This is a genomic window from Streptomyces sp. NRRL WC-3626, assembly GCF_000718785.1.
In the GTDB taxonomy this organism is placed as follows: Bacteria; Actinomycetota; Actinomycetes; order Streptomycetales; family Streptomycetaceae; genus Streptomyces; species Streptomyces edwardsiae.
Window position 1 is genome coordinate 282,764 of record NZ_JOCA01000006.1, and the last position, 17,649, is coordinate 300,412.

Annotated in this window: 10 protein-coding genes and 1 pseudogene; 10 read left to right on the forward strand and 1 reads right to left on the reverse strand. The window is 72.1% G+C overall.

Annotated features, from left to right (window positions below; genetic code table 11):
• Positions 1-99 precede the first annotated feature (99 nt).
• From mrdA to IF28_RS0111930, 4 genes are all read left to right on the forward strand, one after another.
• Positions 100-2,403, forward strand: a complete 2,304-nt coding sequence (gene mrdA / locus IF28_RS0111915; RefSeq protein ID WP_030217711.1) for a penicillin-binding protein 2 — start codon at positions 100-102, stop codon at positions 2,401-2,403.
• Positions 2,400-3,602 (forward strand): rod shape-determining protein RodA, encoded by a 1,203-nt coding sequence (gene rodA / locus IF28_RS0111920; RefSeq protein ID WP_030217712.1) that lies wholly within the window; start codon positions 2,400-2,402, stop codon positions 3,600-3,602. Before mrdA ends, rodA begins: the two co-directional genes overlap by 4 nt.
• Positions 3,603-3,665: 63 nt before the next feature.
• Positions 3,666-5,237, forward strand: a complete 1,572-nt coding sequence (locus IF28_RS0111925; protein WP_030217715.1) for a CYTH and CHAD domain-containing protein — start codon at positions 3,666-3,668, stop codon at positions 5,235-5,237.
• 64 nt (positions 5,238-5,301) lie between these two features.
• A complete protein-coding gene (locus tag IF28_RS0111930; protein WP_030217718.1) occupies positions 5,302-7,260 on the forward strand; it encodes a TIGR03960 family B12-binding radical SAM protein in 1,959 nt (652 codons plus the stop codon).
• Positions 7,261-7,348: 88 nt separating this feature from the next.
• On the opposite strand, the gene IF28_RS0111935 is transcribed toward IF28_RS0111930, so the two are convergent.
• Entirely contained in the window at positions 7,349-8,080 is a 732-nt protein-coding gene (locus IF28_RS0111935; RefSeq protein WP_037893030.1) for a DUF2637 domain-containing protein, read from the reverse strand.
• A gap of 272 nt (positions 8,081-8,352) precedes the next feature.
• On the opposite strand from IF28_RS0111935, the gene IF28_RS0111940 reads away from it, so the two are divergent.
• From IF28_RS0111940 to IF28_RS0111970, 6 genes and pseudogenes are all read left to right on the forward strand, one after another.
• Positions 8,353-9,411 (forward strand): hypothetical protein, encoded by a 1,059-nt coding sequence (locus IF28_RS0111940; protein ID WP_030217724.1) that lies wholly within the window; start codon positions 8,353-8,355, stop codon positions 9,409-9,411.
• A gap of 95 nt (positions 9,412-9,506) precedes the next feature.
• Positions 9,507-10,472 carry an MHYT domain-containing protein gene (locus IF28_RS0111945; RefSeq protein ID WP_078621079.1) on the forward strand — a complete coding sequence of 322 codons (966 nt, stop codon included), beginning with the start codon at positions 9,507-9,509 and terminating at the stop codon, positions 10,470-10,472.
• A 217-nt stretch (positions 10,473-10,689) separates the two neighbouring features.
• Positions 10,690-11,511, forward strand: coding sequence for a TIGR03936 family radical SAM-associated protein (locus tag IF28_RS0111955; protein WP_030217731.1), 822 nt, complete (start codon positions 10,690-10,692; stop codon positions 11,509-11,511).
• Positions 11,512-11,772: 261 nt separating this feature from the next.
• On the forward strand, positions 11,773-15,897 hold the full coding sequence (locus tag IF28_RS0111960; RefSeq protein WP_030217734.1) for a ribonuclease E/G: 4,125 nt from the start codon (positions 11,773-11,775) through the stop codon (positions 15,895-15,897).
• A 162-nt stretch (positions 15,898-16,059) separates the two neighbouring features.
• Positions 16,060-16,559: pseudogene (locus IF28_RS36315) on the forward strand (sugar phosphate nucleotidyltransferase).
• The gene (locus IF28_RS0111970; RefSeq protein ID WP_030217737.1) at positions 16,547-17,608 is read left to right on the forward strand and encodes an iron-containing alcohol dehydrogenase family protein; all 1,062 of its coding nucleotides are present in this window, start codon (positions 16,547-16,549) and stop codon (positions 17,606-17,608) included. Before IF28_RS36315 ends, IF28_RS0111970 begins: the two are co-directional and overlap by 13 nt.
• Positions 17,609-17,649: the final 41 nt, after the last annotated feature.

The window sequence follows — 17,649 nt, forward strand, 5'->3', positions numbered from 1 at the left end:
CGGATCGAGTGAAGCGGCGTCGGAACGCCGACGCGCCGCCCGGCCGTTCATCACTTGTACCGACTCATCCGTACGCGCTCCGAGAGGGGAGGAAGCCGCGTGACCAACATCCCCGAGACCGGCCGCAGCCCCCGGGTCCAGATCCGGCTCGTCGTCATCCAGGTCCTCGTCATCTCCCTCCTCGGCACCCTCGGCGGGCGCCTGTGGTACCTCCAGATCCGCGAGGGCGAGGCCTACGCCAAGGAAGCCTCCGGCAACCACGTCCAGCAGGTCGTCCAGCCCGCCGTCCGCGGCTCCATCCTGGACGCCCGCGGAGTGGCCCTCGCGGACAACGAGACCCGCCTGGTCGTCTCCGCCTCCCGCACCGACCTGCTGAAGATGAAGGACGACGGCAAGTCCGTCCTCACCAAACTCGCCGGCGTCCTCGGCATGGACGCCCAGGAGGTCATCCAGAAGGTCCGCCTCTGCGACGCCGAAACCCCCCAGCCCTGCTGGAACGGCTCGCCGTACCAGCCCATCCCCATCACCGACGAGGCCTCCGCCAAACAGGCCCTGCAGATCCGCGAACGCGCCGAGGACTTCCCCGGCATCACCGCCGAACCGCAGGCACTGCGCCGCTACGCGAACCCCGGCAAGGCCAACACCGCCCAGGTCCTCGGCTATCTCTCGCCCGTCACCGACGAGGAGATCACCAAGGCCCAGGACACCAGCTCGCCCTATCTGCGCTCCGACATGGTCGGCCGGTCCGGCCTGGAGCGGCAGTACGACAAGCAGCTGCGCGGCAAGGCCGGCGTCACCCGCTACGAGGTCGACAACCTCGGCCGTGTCATCGGCCAGGCCGAGGCCGACCCCGCCCAGCCCGGCGCCAACCTCGTCACCAGCATCGACTCCCGGGTCCAGCGCATCGCGGAGTACGAGCTGAACGAGGCGATGAAGGCCGCCCGCAAGGAACACGACCGCAACACCAACCGCAACTACGAGGCGGACTCCGGCGCCGTCGTCGTCATGGAGGCCAAGACCGGCCGCGTCGTCGCCATGGCCTCCAACCCGACCTACGACCCCAACGCCTGGGTCGGCGGTATCTCCGCCAAGGACTACACCGCCCTCACCAGCAAGAAGTCCAACTACCCGCTGCTCAACCGCGCCATCCAGGGACAGTCGGCACCCGGCTCCATCTTCAAGGTCATCCCGACGGCCGCCGCCATACAGGCCGGCTACTCCTTCGAAGGCCCCTACAACTGCTCCAGCTCGTACTCCATCGGCAACCAGGTCTTCAAGAACTTCGAATCCCAGAACCACGGCCCGATCAGCCTCGGCCGCGCCCTCGAGGTCTCCTGCGACACCGTCTTCTACGCGCTCTCCCACGAGGAGTGGAAGCGCGACGGCGGCAACAAGCCGAAGAAGGACGCCAACGACTGGTTCTACAAGACCGCCCACCAGTTCGGCCTCGGCGACGAAACCGGCATCGACCTGCCCAACGAGGTCACCGGCCGTGTCCCCGACCGCCAGTGGAAGCTCGACTACTGGACGGCCAACAAGGACGTCTGGTGCAAGACCGGCAAGAAGGACGGCAGCTACGCCGAGAAGATCGCCTACGAGAACTGCCTCGAAGGCAACCGACTGCGCGCCGGTGACTCCGTCAACTACTCCATCGGCCAGGGCGACACCCTCGTCACCCCCATCCAGATGGCCACCATCTACGCCGCCATCTCCAACGGCGGCACCCTCTACGACCCCACCGTCGGCAAGGCCGTCATCAGCCCCGACGGCAGCACCGTCACGGAGATCGAGCCCAAGGCGCACGGCAAGCTGCCCACGTCGAAGAAGACGCTGAGCCAGATGGACGAGGCCCTCGCGGGAGTCGCCACCCGCGGTACGGCCGCCTGGCGCTTCGGCGGCTGGCCGCAGGACGAGATCCCGATGCACGCCAAGACCGGTACGGCCGAGGTCTACGGCAAGCAGACCACCTCCTGGTTCGCCACGTACACCAAGGACTACTCGATCGTCATGACGATCTCCCAGGGCGGTACGGGCTCCGGCGCCTCGGGCCCCGCCGTACGCAACATCTACAACGCCCTGTACGGCGTCTCCGAGGACGGCGAGATCGACAAGAAGAAGGCGCTCCTCTACACGCCGCAGAAGAACCTCCCGAAGGTCCGCACCGACGGCACCATCAAGTCCCCGAAGGTCGCCAAGGACCCCGCCAAGGACCGGGTGAGCCCCTCGCCCGACGCCGGGGCCACCACCCCGCAGCAGGACCCCGCCGACCCCCAGCAGACGGGCACGGTCCCCTCACCGGAGATCGGCAACCGCCAGACCCGCCGCCGGCACCGGCGACGACGCGGCGGCACCGGCCGCACGGGCGCCACCGGCGGCACCGGAACGCGGAGGGCGGCGGCATGACCGGCGGCGTCAACAGCTTCCAGGTCTCCGGCTACGGGCCGGAGCGGGCCGGCTGGACACGGGTCCTCGCCCGCGACTCCCTGGCCCGGCGACTCGACTGGCCGATACTGTTCTCCGCGCTCGCCCTCTCCCTGCTGGGCTCGCTCCTGGTCTACTCGGCCACCCGCAACCGCACCGAACTCAACCAGGGCGACCCCTACTACTTCCTGGTCCGGCACTGGCTCAACACCGGCATCGGACTCGCCCTGATGGTCGGCGTCCTCTGGCTCGGCCACCGCACCCTGCGCACGGCCGTGCCCCTGCTCTACGGCGCCTCGCTCTTCCTGATCCTGCTCGTCCTCACCCCCCTGGGCTCCACCATCAACGGCGCCCACTCCTGGATCAAACTCCCCGGCGGCTTCTCCCTCCAGCCCTCCGAGTTCGTGAAACTCACGATCATCCTCGGCATGGCCATGCTGCTCGCCGCCCGCGTCGACGCCGGCGACAAGCCCTACCCCGACCACCGCACGGTCCTCCAGGCCCTCGGCCTGGCCGTCGTCCCCATGCTGATCGTGATGCTCATGCCCGACCTCGGGTCGGTCATGGTCATGGTCATCATCGTGCTCGGCGTACTGCTCGCCTCCGGCGCCTCCAACCGCTGGATCTTCGGCCTGCTCGGCGCCGGGGCGGCCGGCGCCATCACCGTCTGGCAGCTCGGCATCCTCGACGAGTACCAGATCAACCGCTTCGCCGCCTTCGCCAACCCCGAACTCGACCCCGCCGGCGTCGGCTACAACACCAACCAGGCCCGCATCGCCATCGGCTCCGGCGGACTCACCGGCTCCGGCCTCTTCCACGGCTCCCAGACCACCGGCCAGTTCGTCCCCGAACAGCAGACCGACTTCGTCTTCACCGTCGCCGGTGAGGAACTCGGCTTCGTCGGCGGCGCCCTCATCATCGGCCTGCTCGGCGTCATCCTCTGGCGCGCCTGCCGCATCGCCCGCGACACCACCGACCTGTACGGCACCGTCGTGGCCGCCGGCATCGTCGCCTGGTTCGCCTTCCAGGCCTTCGAGAACGTCGGCATGACCCTCGGCATCATGCCCGTCACCGGCCTCCCGCTGCCGTTCGTCTCCTACGGCGGCTCCTCGATGTTCGCCGTCTGGCTGGCCGTCGGCCTGCTGCAGTCGATCCGGATACAACGGCCGATGTCCGCGTGACCACGCCGGACGCGCGGCGGCAGCCCACTGCCGTCGCGCGCCCACGGCGACTAGATTCGGTTCATGGCGGACATCAAGCGCGAGATCGAGCGAAAGTACGACTCCGACGACAGCCGACTGCCCGACCTGACCCGCGTACCCGGCGTGGCGGCCGTCCACGACAGAGGCGTCACCCACCTCGACGCCACGTACCACGACACCGCGGACGAACGCCTCGCCGCGTCGTCCATCACCCTGCGCCACCGCACCGGCGGCTCCGACGCCGGCTGGCATCTGAAGTTCCCCGTCGCCCCCGGAGTGCGCGACGAGATCCGCGCCCCGCTCTCCGACACCCTCCCGGACGAACTCGCCGCCCTCGTCCGCTCCCGCGTCCGCGACCACGCACTCCTGCCCGTCGTCCGGCTGCGCTCCGACCGCGACGTACGCCACCTCGTCGACGCCGACGGACGGCTGCTCGCCGAGGTCAGCGTCGACACCGTCCACGCCGAACGCCTCACCGGCACCGGCGGCACCGCCCGGTGGACCGAGATCGAGGTCGAACTCGCCGACGACGGCGACCCCGCCTTCCTCGACAAGGTCGACAAACGCCTCCGCAAAGCCGGCGTACGCCCCTCCGCCTCCGCCTCCAAACTCGCCAGGGCCCTCGCCGACACGGCACCCTCCGGCACCAGGACCCCCGCCGGCACCGGCGCCCCCGCCACCGCCCCGGACGCCGCCCCACGGCAGAAACGCAGGTCACGACCGGCCGGCACACCCGTCACCGCCGGCGACCACGTCCTCGCCCACATCCGCGCCCAGCGCGACGCCCTCGTCGAGCTCGACCCCGCCGTACGCCAGGACGTCCCCGACTCCGTGCACCGTATGCGAGTCGCCACCCGCCGCCTGCGCAGCACCTTCCGCACCTTCCGCACCGTCCTCGACCGCGAGGTGACCGACCCCGTCGGCGCCGACCTGAAATGGCTCGCCGCCGAGCTGGGCGTCGACCGCGACCAGGAGGTGCTCGCCGAACGCCTCCGCTCCTCCCTCGCCGCCCTCCCCGACACCCTCGTCACCGGCCCCGTGGGCCACCGGCTCGGCACCTGGGCCGAGACCCGCCACGCCGCCGCCCACGGCCACCTCACCGGCATCCTCGACTCCCCCCGCCACCTCGCCCTCCTCGACCGGCTGGACGCCCTGCTCGCCGACCCGCCCCTGCGCCCGAAGGCGGCGGCCCGGCCGGACAAGGTCCTCACCAAGGCCGTACGCAAGGACCTCGACACACTCGCCGCCCTCGTCAGCCGCGCCCTCGACCTCCCGCCCGGCACCGACCGCGACCTCGCCCTCCACGACGCCCGCAAGAAGACCAAGCGCACCCGCTACGCCGCCGAGGCCGCCACGCCCGCACTCGGCACCCCCGCCAAGGACCTGGCCAGGGACATGAAGTCGCTCCAGACCCTGCTCGGCGACCACCAGGACAGCGTCATGGCCCGCGGCACCCTGCGCGAACTCGCCGCCGTCGCCCACGCCGCGGGCGAGAGCGCCTTCACCTACGGCGTCCTCCACGGCCGCGAGGAACGCCGCGCCGAACTCGCGGAGGCCGCCCTCCCCGAGGCCTGGAGCTCCATCACGAGGGACCTTCGGCCCTGGACAACGTAGGGACCGCCCCTCGAGCCGGGTTACGCTGAATGGTCCCCCCTGTCAGCACACAAAGGTTCGCGAGATGCCTGCCGAAGCCGCCGAGTCTGTGAAGTCTGTGTTTCCGCAGCTCGAAGCTCTGCTCCCGCATGTGCAGAAGCCGATCCAGTACGTCGGCGGAGAGCTCAACTCCACGGTCAAGCCGTGGGAGAGCTGCGACGTCCGCTGGGCGCTCATGTACCCCGACGCCTACGAGGTCGGACTGCCCAACCAGGGCGTCATGATCCTCTACGAGGTCCTCAACGAACAGGACGGCGTCCTCGCCGAGCGCACCTACAGCGTCTGGCCGGACCTGGAAGCGCTGATGCGGGAGCACGGCGTCCCGCAGTTCACGGTCGACGGCCACCGCCCGGTGAAGGCCTTCGACGTGTTCGGCCTGAGCTTCTCCACCGAGCTCGGCTACACCAACATGCTCACCGCCCTCGACCTGGCCGGCATCCCCCTGGAGGCGAAGGACCGCGGCCTCGACGACCCGATCGTCATGGCCGGCGGCCACGCCGCCTTCAACCCCGAGCCGATCGCCGACTTCATCGACTGCGCGGTCATCGGCGACGGCGAGCAGGCCGTCCTCGAGGTCACCCGCATCGTCCGCGCCTGGAAGGAGGAGGGCCGTCCCGGCGGCCGCGAGGAACTCCTCTTCCGCCTGGCGAAGACCGGCGGGGTGTACGTCCCCGGCTTCTACGACGTCGAGTACCTCCCCGACGGCCGTATCGCCCGTGTCGTACCGAACAGGTCGGGCGTCCCGTGGCGCGTCTCCAAGCACACGGTGATGGACCTCGACGAGTGGCCCTACCCCAAGCAGCCCCTCGTCCCGCTCGCCGAGACGGTGCACGAGCGGATGTCCGTGGAGATCTTCCGCGGCTGCACCCGCGGCTGCCGCTTCTGCCAGGCCGGCATGATCACCCGCCCGGTCCGCGAGCGCTCCATCACCGGCATCGGCGAGATGGTCGACAAGGGCCTGGCGGCCACCGGCTTCGAGGAGGTCGGCCTGCTGTCCCTCTCCTCCGCCGACCACTCGGAGATCGGCGACATCGCCAAGGGCCTCGCCGACCGCTACGAGGAGGACAAGGTCGGCCTCTCCCTCCCCTCCACCCGCGTCGACGCCTTCAACATCGACCTGGCGAACGAGCTGACCCGCAACGGCCGCCGTTCCGGTCTCACCTTCGCCCCCGAGGGCGGCTCGGAACGCATCCGCAAGGTCATCAACAAGATGGTCTCCGAGGACGACCTCATCCGGACCGTCTCCACGGCCTACGGCAACGGCTGGCGGCAGGTGAAGCTGTACTTCATGTGCGGCCTGCCCACCGAGACCGACGACGACGTCCTCCAGATCGCCGACATGGCCACCCGCGTGATCGCCAAGGGCCGCGAGGTCTCCGGTTCCAACGACATCCGCTGCACGGTCTCCATCGGCGGCTTCGTCCCCAAGCCGCACACCCCCTTCCAGTGGGCCCCGCAGCTCTCCGCCGAGCAGACCGACGAGCGCCTCACCAAGCTCCGCGACAAGATCCGCGGCGACAAGAAGTACGGCCGCTCCATCGGCTTCCGCTACCACGACGGCAAGCCCGGCATCGTCGAGGGCCTGCTCTCCCGCGGCGACCGCCGCATCGGGGCGGTCATCCGCGCGGTCTACGAGGACGGCGGCCGCTTCGACGGCTGGCGCGAGCACTTCTCGTACGACCGCTGGATGACCTGCGCGGACAAGACCCTGCCCTCCTTCGGCGTGGACGTCGACTGGTACACCACCCGCGAGCGCTCCTACGAGGAGGTCCTCCCCTGGGACCACCTCGACTCGGGCCTGGACAAGGACTGGCTCTGGGAGGACTGGCAGGACGCCCTCGACGAGACGGAGGTCGAGGACTGCCGCTGGACCCCGTGCTTCGACTGCGGCGTGTGTCCTCAGATGGACACCAGTATTCAAATCGGACCAACTGGTAAGAAGCTTCTGCCGCTCACGGTGAAGAACAGCGCTCCGGCCGGCTGAAACGAGGGCTACCCGGAGGCCCCGCCCGTGGCCACCCCGCCCCTGGAGGCCCCCACCGACGGTGGGGGCCTCCAGGGGCGGGGGAGGTTTACGGGGTGTGGTGGCCCGGGTGGGCCATGGGGGGCCGTCCGCGGTGGCGGGGGGCGGCGCGGCGGGGTGGGCGGGTGAGGGTGATCTGGCGGACCAGTTGCTGGAAGCAGGCCAGGGCGGCCGCGCCCGGGAGGGCCGCCGCGGCCGTGTCGGTGAGGGTGCGGGGAGCCTGGGCGACGCAGAGCACCACCGCGACGGTCGAGAAGAGCAGGACGACGAACCACGAGTGCAGCGCGCGCCGTTGGTGCAGTGCCGCGCGCAGGATGGACAGCGTGCCCGCCAGCCAGGGGCCGTAGACCAGCACGGGCCACCAGGCCGAGGAGTCGCCGCTGCTGTGGGCCGTGGTGACGAGGAGCAGCGGCTCGTAGGTGACGACGCCGCTGAAGACGCTCACCATCGCCACGGTGACCGCGGCCAGGGCGGCGGTGACATAGCTGGCGAGGCGGAGTGCGTCGGGGCGTTTGCGGGGTGGTTTGCGATGGCCGCGCGGTGCCGGCGCGCGCAGGGGCGGGAGCTGCGCCGTGATGTCCTGGAGGCTGCCCATGGGGCTGTCGGCGGGGGGATCGGTGACCGGGGTCTCCTCGCGGGGCCCCGGCATGGTGACCCGGGAGTATTCCTCGCTGCGGGCCTCCTGGAGCAGATAGGCGAGTTCCTCGGCGGGGTCCCAGTGCGGTACGGGCGGTTCCATGGGCTCCGCGTAGACGAGAGGGTCGTAGCGTTCGTCATTCATGTCAGCCGGCCGCGCCGATCCTGCGGGCGGAGACGTCGGATTGCCATGAATTCCCCCCGTCGGGCCTGATGAGCCCGGACATGCTTGCCTTCGTCATATAGCGAATAACGGCGGGTCTTTCGCTTGGATGCGTGGCGAATGAGTGAACGGCCGGAGGGAAAATTTGTTTATAGAAGTCGCGACATTCCTATGTCGGATCGGCGTTCAGCATATGAGGTAAACAATCTCGGGCGGGTGGCATCCGGGCGGGACGCGGCTGCGTCTCCACAGGCATGGATCTGGAGAAGCCGCCCGTCCGGCCCGCCGTCGCGCCCGCGGGGGAGGGCTGTCTCGTCGTGGCGGTCCGCGTGCCCGTGCGGATCGTGGCGCTGGTGCTGGTCGTGCCGGTGCGGCTGGTGTGGGACGCGCTGGTCGTCGTGGGGCGGTTCCTGAACGGCACGCTGTTCCGGCCGCTCGGGCGGGCGCTGCTGTGGCTGGGGCGGGCGGTGTTCGTGTGGCCGTTCGTCGGGCTGTGGCGGTATGCGCTGGTGCCGCTCGGCAGGGCTCTGGCCTGGCTCGGGAATGTGCTGCTGGTCGTTCCGGCCATCGCCTGCTACCGCCATGTGCTGACTCCGCTCGGCCATGCGGCGCTCTGGCTGTACGCGCGTGTGCTGACGCCGGTCGGTCATGTGCTGGCCGCGATCGGGGCCGGGCTGTGGGCGGGCGTGGGGTGGCTGGGGCGGTATCTCGTCGTCGTGCCGTCGGTGGGGCTGTACCGGTGGGTCCTCGTGCCGGTGGGGCGGGCGGTCGCCTGGTGCGTGAGGGGTGTGGTGTGGCTGGTGACGACGGTCGTCACCGGGACCGGCGTCGCGCTGTACTGGATCACCCGGGTTCTGCTGGTGCTGCCCGCGCTCGCGGTGTGGCGGTGGGTGCTGGCGCCGGTGGGGCGGGTGCTCGCCGTCGTCGCGCGGGAGGCCGGGGACGCCCTCGGGCATGCCTGGCGGGTCGCCGGGTACGTCTCGCTCGCCGTGGGGCGGTTCCTCGGAGCTCTCTTCCGGTGGGTGTTCGTGGAGCCGGTGCGGTGGGTGTACCGGAGTGTGCTGACGCCGGTGGGGCACGCGGTGCGCGACGCCGTGCTGCGGCCGGCCGCCGAGGCGGGCCGCCGTGTGGGACGCGCCACACATCAGGCCCTCGCCGCCGCCCGCGTGAGTGTCCGTCAGGCCCGCGCGGACATCCGGCGGGTGCTCGTCGGTGAGCCCAAGGGGCCGCGTTCCAAAGGAGATCGGGAACGCGCGAAGGTGCGCGCGGAGCGAAATGTGAGCGATCGTCAGGATGTGCTGACGAAGGGGTGACGTGCGCCGTTGTTCCCCTCTCGTTTGGTTTTGCGTGGCATCCACATGTAAATGTCTGCTCACAGGAACTGCACAACTGGAGAGGCGCACCGAGCATGCAAGGCACAGTGGACGGGTTCAACTACGGCCTGGTCACGCCCGTGGCGGCCTATCTGGTCGCCTGCCTGGGCGGCGCCCTGGGGCTGCGCTGCACCACCAGGTCGCTGCGTACGGACGGCCACTCGTGGAAGCCGGGCTGGCTCGCCCTCGGGGCGGCGTCGATCGGCTGCGGCATCTGGACGATGCACTTCATCGCGATGCTGGGCTTCACCGTGGAGGAGACCTCCATCCGGTACGACCTCCCGCTCACCCTGCTCAGCCTCGCCGTCGCCGTCGTCGTCGTGGGCATCGGTGTGTTCATCGTCGGCTACCGGGGCGTGGGCACGCCGACGCTGCTCACCGCGGGCACCGTCACCGGGCTCGGGGTCGCGGGCATGCACTACATCGGTATGGCGAGCATGCGGATGGGCGGTGCGTTCGCGTACGAACCGGTGCTGGTGGTCCTGTCGGTGGTGATCGCCGTGGCGGCCGCCACCGCGGCGCTGTGGGCGGCCGTGTCGGTCCGCGGGTTCCTGCCGAGCGTCGGCGCCAGCCTGGTCATGGGCGTCGCCGTCACGGGGATGCACTACACCGGCATGTCGGCCATGAGCGTCCACCTCCACGGGACGGGCGGCGGCAGCGGCGGCGGTACGCAGATGATGTCGGTCGTGCTGTCGATGCTGCTCGGTCCGCTCGTCTTCCTGCTGATCGCCACGGCGGTGGTCATGTTCGACCCGCTGCTCATCTCGGGCGACGACGGCCGGCCGGCGCGGCCCGCCAACCCGCCGGCGAGCCACCGGGCCGGTGCGGCCGGGACCGCCGCCGGACCCGTGCCCACGCCGAACCGCCCGGTGCCGCCCGCCCACACCGGGGACTCCCACTCCCTGTACGCGGATCCCTGGGCCCAGGGCACCGGCGGAAACGTTTCGCCGCACACGCCCGGTGACCCGGGCCGGGGCCAGGACCGCCCCGCCGCCTGGTGACCCCGGTCCCGGACACCGGCGAGCGCGGGGGCACCCCGTCCGCCGGGAACCGGCGGCCCGCCTCGCGCGTACTCTGAGTGGGACCACGACCCCGGCACCGTCCGGCCGTCGTCGTACCGCCGTACGCTAGAAGGGAGGCGCGCCCCGCGCCCCCTTGCAACAAGGAGAAGATCCACTGGGCAAGCGACAGCCCGAAGGCCCGCCGCCCGCACCCGCGGTGCAGCGCATCCGACTGCGCTACACCAAGCGCGGCCGCCTCCGGTTCACCAGCCACCGTGACTTCCAGCGCGCCTTCGAGCGTGCGCTGCGCCGCGCCGAGGTGCCGATGGCGTACTCGGCGGGGTTCACGCCGCATCCGAAGGTGTCGTACGCCAATGCCGCACCCACCGGCACGGGCAGTGAGGCCGAGTATCTGGAGATCGCGCTCACCGCGCCGCGTGACCCCGAGCGGCTCCGGGCCCTTCTCGACGAGTCGATGCCCGCCGGGCTCGACATCATCGAGGCGGTCGAGGCCCGCACCCCGGGTCTCGCCGACCGGCTGACGGCCTCCGTGTGGGAGCTGCGGCTGGACGGCGTCGGCCCCGAGGACGCCCGCCGTGCGGTGGACGTCTTCAACGCGGCGGAGACCGTCGAGGTCCAGCGCCGGACCAAGAACGGCGTCCGCACCTTCGACGCCCGCTCCGCGGTGGTCGGGCTGGAGACCGCGGAGACCGACTCGTCACCGTCCGACGCAGGCGTCGGCTCCACCGGAGCGGCTGACGCCGCGCACCTTACTGGGCCGACCGACCACCCCTGTGCGATACTGCGCCTGGTTGTTCGGCACGTGACGCCTGCCGTACGACCCGACGACGTCCTGTCCGGTCTCCGCGCCGTGGCCGACCTGGCGCCGCCGGTCCCCGCAGCGGTGACCAGGCTGGCGCAGGGGCTGCTCGATGAAGAGACCGGCACGGTGACCGACCCGCTCGCGCCCGACCGCGAGGCAGCAGCGACCGAGCCGCAACCGGCCGGCGCCACTGCCGCCGCGACGGCGCCGGCGTAAGGAAGGTCCCGCGAAGGGACGGATGTCGTAAGCGCCGCCCTCGCACTCGGGAGCCACCTGGGGCGGGCAGCGCACCGACCACAAGACTTTCGCCAGGCCGTACGCATTCGGCGTACGGAACCGGCGAGACAGGACACAGAGTGCTCCCGTGCGGCGCCCGCGCCCCGGACGGCGGCTGTCGCGCACCGCGCGAGCCGCGGACGTCACCGGCATCGCCGGACCAGGTGCGGCGCCCGGGAGCCTGACGGGAGAAACGCCCGCATGCTCGAACCGATCGAGCCCGTAGAGGGCTCCGAACCGAACACCCCCAGCGACACCCTGCCGCCCAGGCGGCGGCGCCGTGCCGCTTCCCGCCCCGCGGGACCGCCCACCGGGGCGGACGGGACGACGGCCGAGGCCGTCGCGCCGGCCATACCGGCCGCGCAGGCCCCCGAAGCCGGCGAGTCCGTCGAAGCCGATGAGTTCGTGGCGCGGAAGGCCGCCGAGGACGAGAAGGAGAGCGAGGCCGTCGAGGCCCCGCCCGCCGCTCCCCGGCGCCGTCGAGTGGTGCGCCGCGCGGCCGCGTCCGCCGGGGCACCGGAGTCGGCCGAGGCCGCCGAGACGGTCGTGGCGGCGACGCCCGCCACGGCTCCCGAGCAGCCCGCCGTGCCGGCCGCGACGTCCGAGGACGCGGCCCCGCCCCGTACCCGGCGCCGTGCCACCCGCAGCGTGACCTCTCCGGAGGCCGCCCAGGCCACCGGGACGCCGGCCGAGAAGGCCGCCCCCGCCGTGACCTCGCCGGAGACTCCCGCCGAGACCGCCCAGGCCGCCGGGACCCCGGCCGAAGAGGCCGCCCCCGCCCGTACCCGGCGCCGTGCCACGCGCACCGCGTCCGCGCCGGAGGCCGTCGCCGGGACCGCGCAGGCCCCGGCCGAGGAGGCCGCCCCCGCCCGTACCCGGCGCCGCGCCACCCGTTCGGTGACCGCGCCGGAGGCCCCCGCCGAGGCCGTGGAGACGGTGGAGACCCCCGTCGACACGACCGAGACCGAGGACACCGCCCCGCGCCGTACCCGGCGTCGCGCCACGCGGCGTGCCGACGCGCCCGCCGCCGAGGAGACCCCGGTGACCGAGACCCCTGAGACTCCCGAGCCCGCGCAGGCCCCCGAGGCCGCCGACGAGACCGGCTCCCGGCGCCGCCGCCGCGTGGTCCGCAAGGCCGCCGCCGGTTTCGCCGAGCCCGAGCGTTCCGCCCGCGCCGCCGGGCCCGACGCGGACGACGAGGCGGAGACCTCGCCGCGGCGCCCCGCGCGCCCCGCCGTCGCCGTGTTCCAGCCGCCGGTGTTCACCGAGCCCCGCTTCCAGACCCCGGAGCGGGCCGCCGCCGAAGCGGCCGCCGAGGTCACCGAACCGGCCGCCGAGCCGGAGCCGGCCGAGGAGCTCCCGCAGGAGCAGCCCGCCGCCTCCCGCCGCCGTCGCCGCCGCCGCGGTGCGGGCGACGAGCCCGAGGCCGCGCCCGTGACCCGCGCCGAGGACGAGACCGAGGACGAGGACGCCGACGAGCAGTCCGAGGACCACGCCGAGGACGACGACCAGGACGACAGCGAGGCCTCCGGTTCCCGCCGTCGCCGGCGCCGTGGCGGCCGTCGCCGCCGCCGCGGTGACTCCGCCGAGACCGACGCCGAGGGCGGCGACCTGGCGGACGCCTCCGCCGAGCAGGCCGCCCAGGACGCCGAGGACACCGCCGAGCAGGCCGAGGAGGACGCGGAGGACGACTCCGACGACCACGAGGACTCCGGTTCCGGCTCCAGCAGCAGCCGGCGCCGCCGGCGTCGCCGCCGCCGCTCCGGTGACGGCGGTGGCGACGGCGAGTCGGCCGACGACCCCGAGCGCACCGTCGTCAAGGTGCGCGAGCCGCGCAAGGCCTCCGAGCCGTCGGACGAGGTGCAGTCCATCAAGGGCTCCACGCGTCTGGAGGCGAAGAAGCAGCGCCGCCGCGAGGGCCGCGAGCAGGGCCGCCGCCGGGTGCCGATCATCACCGAGGCCGAGTTCCTCGCCCGCCGTGAGGCCGTCGAGCGCGTCATGGTGGTCCGCCAGCACGGTGACCGTACGCAGATCGGCGTCCTGGAGGACGGCGTGCTCGTCGAGCACTACGTCAACAAGGAGCAGGCGACCTCGTACGTCGGGAACGTCTACCTCGGCAAGGTGCAGAACGTGCTGCCGTCGATGGAGGCCGCCTTCATCGACATCGGCAAGGGCCGCAACGCGGTGCTGTACGCGGGCGAGGTCAACTTCGAGGCACTCGGCATGTCGGGTGGCCCGCGCCGTATCGAGTCCGCGCTGAAGTCCGGGCAGCCGGTCCTGGTGCAGGTCACCAAGGACCCGATCGGCCACAAGGGCGCCCGTCTGACCAGCCAGGTCTCCCTCCCGGGCCGCTACCTCGTGTACGTGCCCGAGGGTTCGATGACCGGCATCAGCCGCAAGCTGCCCGACACCGAGCGGGCCCGGCTGAAGACCATCCTCAAGAAGATCGTCCCCGAGGACGCGGGCGTCATCGTGCGCACCGCCGCCGAGGGCGCGAGCGAGGACGAGCTGCGCCGGGACGTCGAGCGGCTGCAGGCACAGTGGGAAGAGATCAAGAAGAAGTCCAAGAACGGTGCCGGCAGCGCCCCGACGCTGCTGTACGGCGAGCCGGACATGACCGTCCGGGTCGTGCGGGACATCTTCAACGAGGACTTCACCAAGGTCGTCGTCAGCGGCGACGAGGCCTGGGAGACCATCCACGGCTATGTGTCGCACGTGGCGCCGGACCTCGCCGGACGGCTGTCCAGGTGGACCAGCGAGGTCGACGTCTTCGCCACGTACCGGATCGACGAGCAGCTCGCCAAGGCGCTGGACCGCAAGGTGTGGCTGCCCAGCGGCGGTTCGCTGGTGATCGACCGGACCGAGGCGATGATCGTGGTCGACGTCAACACCGGCAAGTTCACCGGCCAGGGCGGCAACCTCGAGGAGACGGTCACCAGGAACAACCTGGAGGCGGCCGAGGAGATCGTGCGTCAGCTGCGGCTGCGCGACCTCGGCGGCATCATCGTCATCGACTTCATCGACATGGTCCTCGAGTCCAACCGGGACCTGGTGCTGCGGCGCCTGCTGGAGTGCCTGGGCCGGGACCGTACGAAGCACCAGGTCGCCGAGGTGACGTCGCTGGGCCTGGTCCAGATGACCCGCAAGCGGGTCGGCCAGGGTCTGCTGGAGTCGTTCTCGGAGACCTGCGTCCACTGCAACGGACGCGGTGTCATCGTGCACCTCGACCAGCCGTCGGCCGCCGCCGGCGGTGGCGGCAAGCGCCGTAAGCGGGCGCGGGCCGGCGCGGCGGACCAGCCGCACGAGCACGAGCACGAGACGGCCGTGGGCGTCGAGACGGCCGAGCAGGAAGCGGAGACGGAGACCGAGGTCGCCGTCGAGGCCGCCGAGCCGGTCGCGCTGCCCGCGCCCTCCGCGGCGGAGCCGCTCAAGGACGCTTTCGTGCCGGACGAGGAGCTGTACAGCAGCGCCGCCGAGGCGGAGGCCGCGGCCACCCGCGGCCGTACGCGCCGCCGGTCGAGCCGGCGGGTGTCGGCCCCGGCGGGCGCGCCGAAGCGGTCGGCCAGGGCCGACCGGCGCAGGGCCGAGGAGGCCGAGCACGCCGAGCAGGCCGAGGTCCCGACGGCGCAGGACGTGACGGCCGCCGACGAGGTCGCCCGTCCGGTGCGTCCGGAGCCCGCCGCCGAGGCGCTGGCCGAGCCCGCGGCTGTCGAGGACGCGGTGGTCCCCGAGCCGGCCGAGCCGGCTGCCGAGGAGGCCGCGCCGACGGGCCGTACGCGTCGCCGGGCCACCCGCAAGGTGTCCGCGCCGGCCGGTTCCCCGGCGGGAGCGGAGGCCGCGGTGGTGGTCGCGGAGCCCGTGGCTCCGGTCGCCGAGCCGGCGCCCGAGCCGGAGGAGGCCCCGGCCCCGGCCGAGGTCGCCCCGCCGCGTCCGCGCCGTCGCGCGGTGCGGGGGCCGAGCACGTCGACCGCGTCCGAGGAGACGGCCGTCGTGGTCGTCCCGTCGGCGGCGGAGACGGCGCCCGCCGAGGCGGAGACCGAGGCGGAGACCGAGGCCGCCCCGGCCAGGAAGACCGCCCGCACGGCGGCCAAGAAGGCCACGGCGAAGAAGGCCGCGACCAAGAAGACGGTGGCCAAGAAGACCACCACCGCCAAGACGGCCGCCAAGAAGACGACGGCCAAGAAGGCGGCGGCGAAGACCACCAAGTCCGCAGCCACCAAGACGGCCACCGCCAGGACGACCGCGAAGAAGGCGGCGTCGAAGAAGACCGCGGCCGCGGCCGAGCAGCCGCCGTCCTCGGTCACGGCCGTGACCGACGAGGGCTAGCGGTCCCGTCCACGCTGTGTGGTCCTGTCCCCTAGGACGGGACCACACCCTTTCCCAGGGGCCGCGCCCGCCGCGTGCGGGCGCGGCCCGTCAGACAGTTCTGCCGCCGAGATGACATTTCCCCGACCCGTCGGATCCGGGGAACGTAAGGAGAAAACCGCGATGATAGGCCTCGTGCTTGCGGCCGGCGCCGGACGCCGTCTGCGCCCCTACACCGATACGCTTCCCAAGGCGCTGGTGCCGGTGGGCGCGGAGGGCGACCCGGACGCGGTGACCGTGCTGGACCTGACGCTCGGCAACTTCGCCGAGATCGGGCTGACCGAGGTCGGTGTCATCGTCGGCTACCGCAAGGAGGCCGTCTACGAGCGCAAGACGGCTCTGGAGCAGAAGTACGGCGTCAAGCTCACGCTCATCGACAACGACAAGGCCGAGGAGTGGAACAACGCCTACTCCCTGTGGTGCGGCCGTGACGCCCTCAAGGACGGTACGCGCTGAAGGCGACGTTCGAGCGGGACCCGCAGCTGTACTACGAGGACGGCTACCAGGAGCTGGTGAACCGCGGCTTCCGGATCGACGTGGCGCCGATCGGCGACGTCCAGTGGGTCGAGATCGACAACCACGAGGACCTCGCCCGTGGACGGGACATCACGTGCCAGTACTGACCCGGCTCATCCCCTCGCCGGTCGTCGTCGACATCCGCCCGGGTGCCCTCGACGATCTGGCGAGCGTCCTCGCGGACCAGCGGATCTCCCAGTCGGGCAGACTCGCGGTGGCGATCAGCGGCGGCTCCGGGACGCGGCTGCGGCAGCGGCTGTCGGACGCCCTGCCGGGGGCCGACTGGTTCGAGGTCGGCGGCGGCACCATCGACGACGCGGTCCGGCTCGCCGACAAGATGAAGTCCGGCCGCTACGACGCGGTCGTCGGACTCGGCGGCGGCAAGGTCATCGACTGCGCGAAGTACTCCGCGGCGCGCATCGGGCTGCCGATGGTCGCCGTGGCCACCAACCTCTCGCACGACGGCATCTGCTCGCCCGTCTCCATCCTGGACAACGACGCGGGCCGCGGCTCCTACGGTGTGCCGATGCCCATCGCGCTGCTCATCGACCTCGCGGTGATCCGCGAGGCCCCGATCCGCTTCGTGCGCTCGGGGATCGGGGACGCGGTGTCCAACATCTCCGCCGTCGCCGACTGGGAACTGTCCCACCGGGTCAACGGCGAGAAGGTCGACGGTCTCGCCGCGGCGATGGCCCGTCAGGCCGGGGAGGCCGTGCTGCGCCACCCCGGCGGCTGCGGCGACGACGGCTTCCTGACCGTGCTGTCCGAGGGCCTGGTGCTGTCGGGCATCGCCATGTCGATCGCGGGGCACACCCGGCCCTCCTCCGGGGCCTGCCACGAGATCAGTCACGCGCTCGACCTGCTGTATCCCCGGCGTGCCGCCAGCCACGGCGAACAGGTCGGCATCGGCGCGGCGTTCGCGATGCATCTGCGGGGCGACCACGACAGCTCCCGGATGATGGCCGACGCGCTCCGCCGGCACGGGCTGCCGGTCCTCGCGCAGGAGATCGGTTTCGACGACGACGAGTTCGTCCGCGCCGTCGAGTTCGCCCCGGAGACCCGCCCGGGCCGCTACACGATCCTGGAGCATCTGGACCTGTCGCCGGAGCGGATCAAGGGCGCCTACGCGGACTACGCGGCGTCGGTCACCGACTGAGGGCGGGGGTCCGGTTTGACCCTCGTGGGCCGGGCCCCGTA

What these genes read in the sequence shown, in the direction of transcription:
- IF28_RS0111945 (WP_078621079.1), top strand. Translation starts at nt 9,507, where the DNA reads ATGCAAGGCACAGTGGACGGGTTCAACTACGGCCTGGTCACGCCCGTG.
- IF28_RS0111930 (WP_030217718.1), top strand. Translation starts at nt 5,302, where the DNA reads ATGCCTGCCGAAGCCGCCGAGTCTGTGAAGTCTGTGTTTCCGCAGCTC.
- IF28_RS0111940 (WP_030217724.1), top strand. Translation starts at nt 8,353, where the DNA reads ATGGATCTGGAGAAGCCGCCCGTCCGGCCCGCCGTCGCGCCCGCGGGG.
- IF28_RS0111925 (WP_030217715.1), top strand. Translation starts at nt 3,666, where the DNA reads ATGGCGGACATCAAGCGCGAGATCGAGCGAAAGTACGACTCCGACGAC.
- IF28_RS0111960 (WP_030217734.1), top strand. Translation starts at nt 11,773, where the DNA reads ATGCTCGAACCGATCGAGCCCGTAGAGGGCTCCGAACCGAACACCCCC.
- IF28_RS0111935 (WP_037893030.1), bottom strand. Translation starts at nt 8,080, where the DNA reads ATGAATGACGAACGCTACGACCCTCTCGTCTACGCGGAGCCCATGGAA.
- rodA (WP_030217712.1), top strand. Translation starts at nt 2,400, where the DNA reads ATGACCGGCGGCGTCAACAGCTTCCAGGTCTCCGGCTACGGGCCGGAG.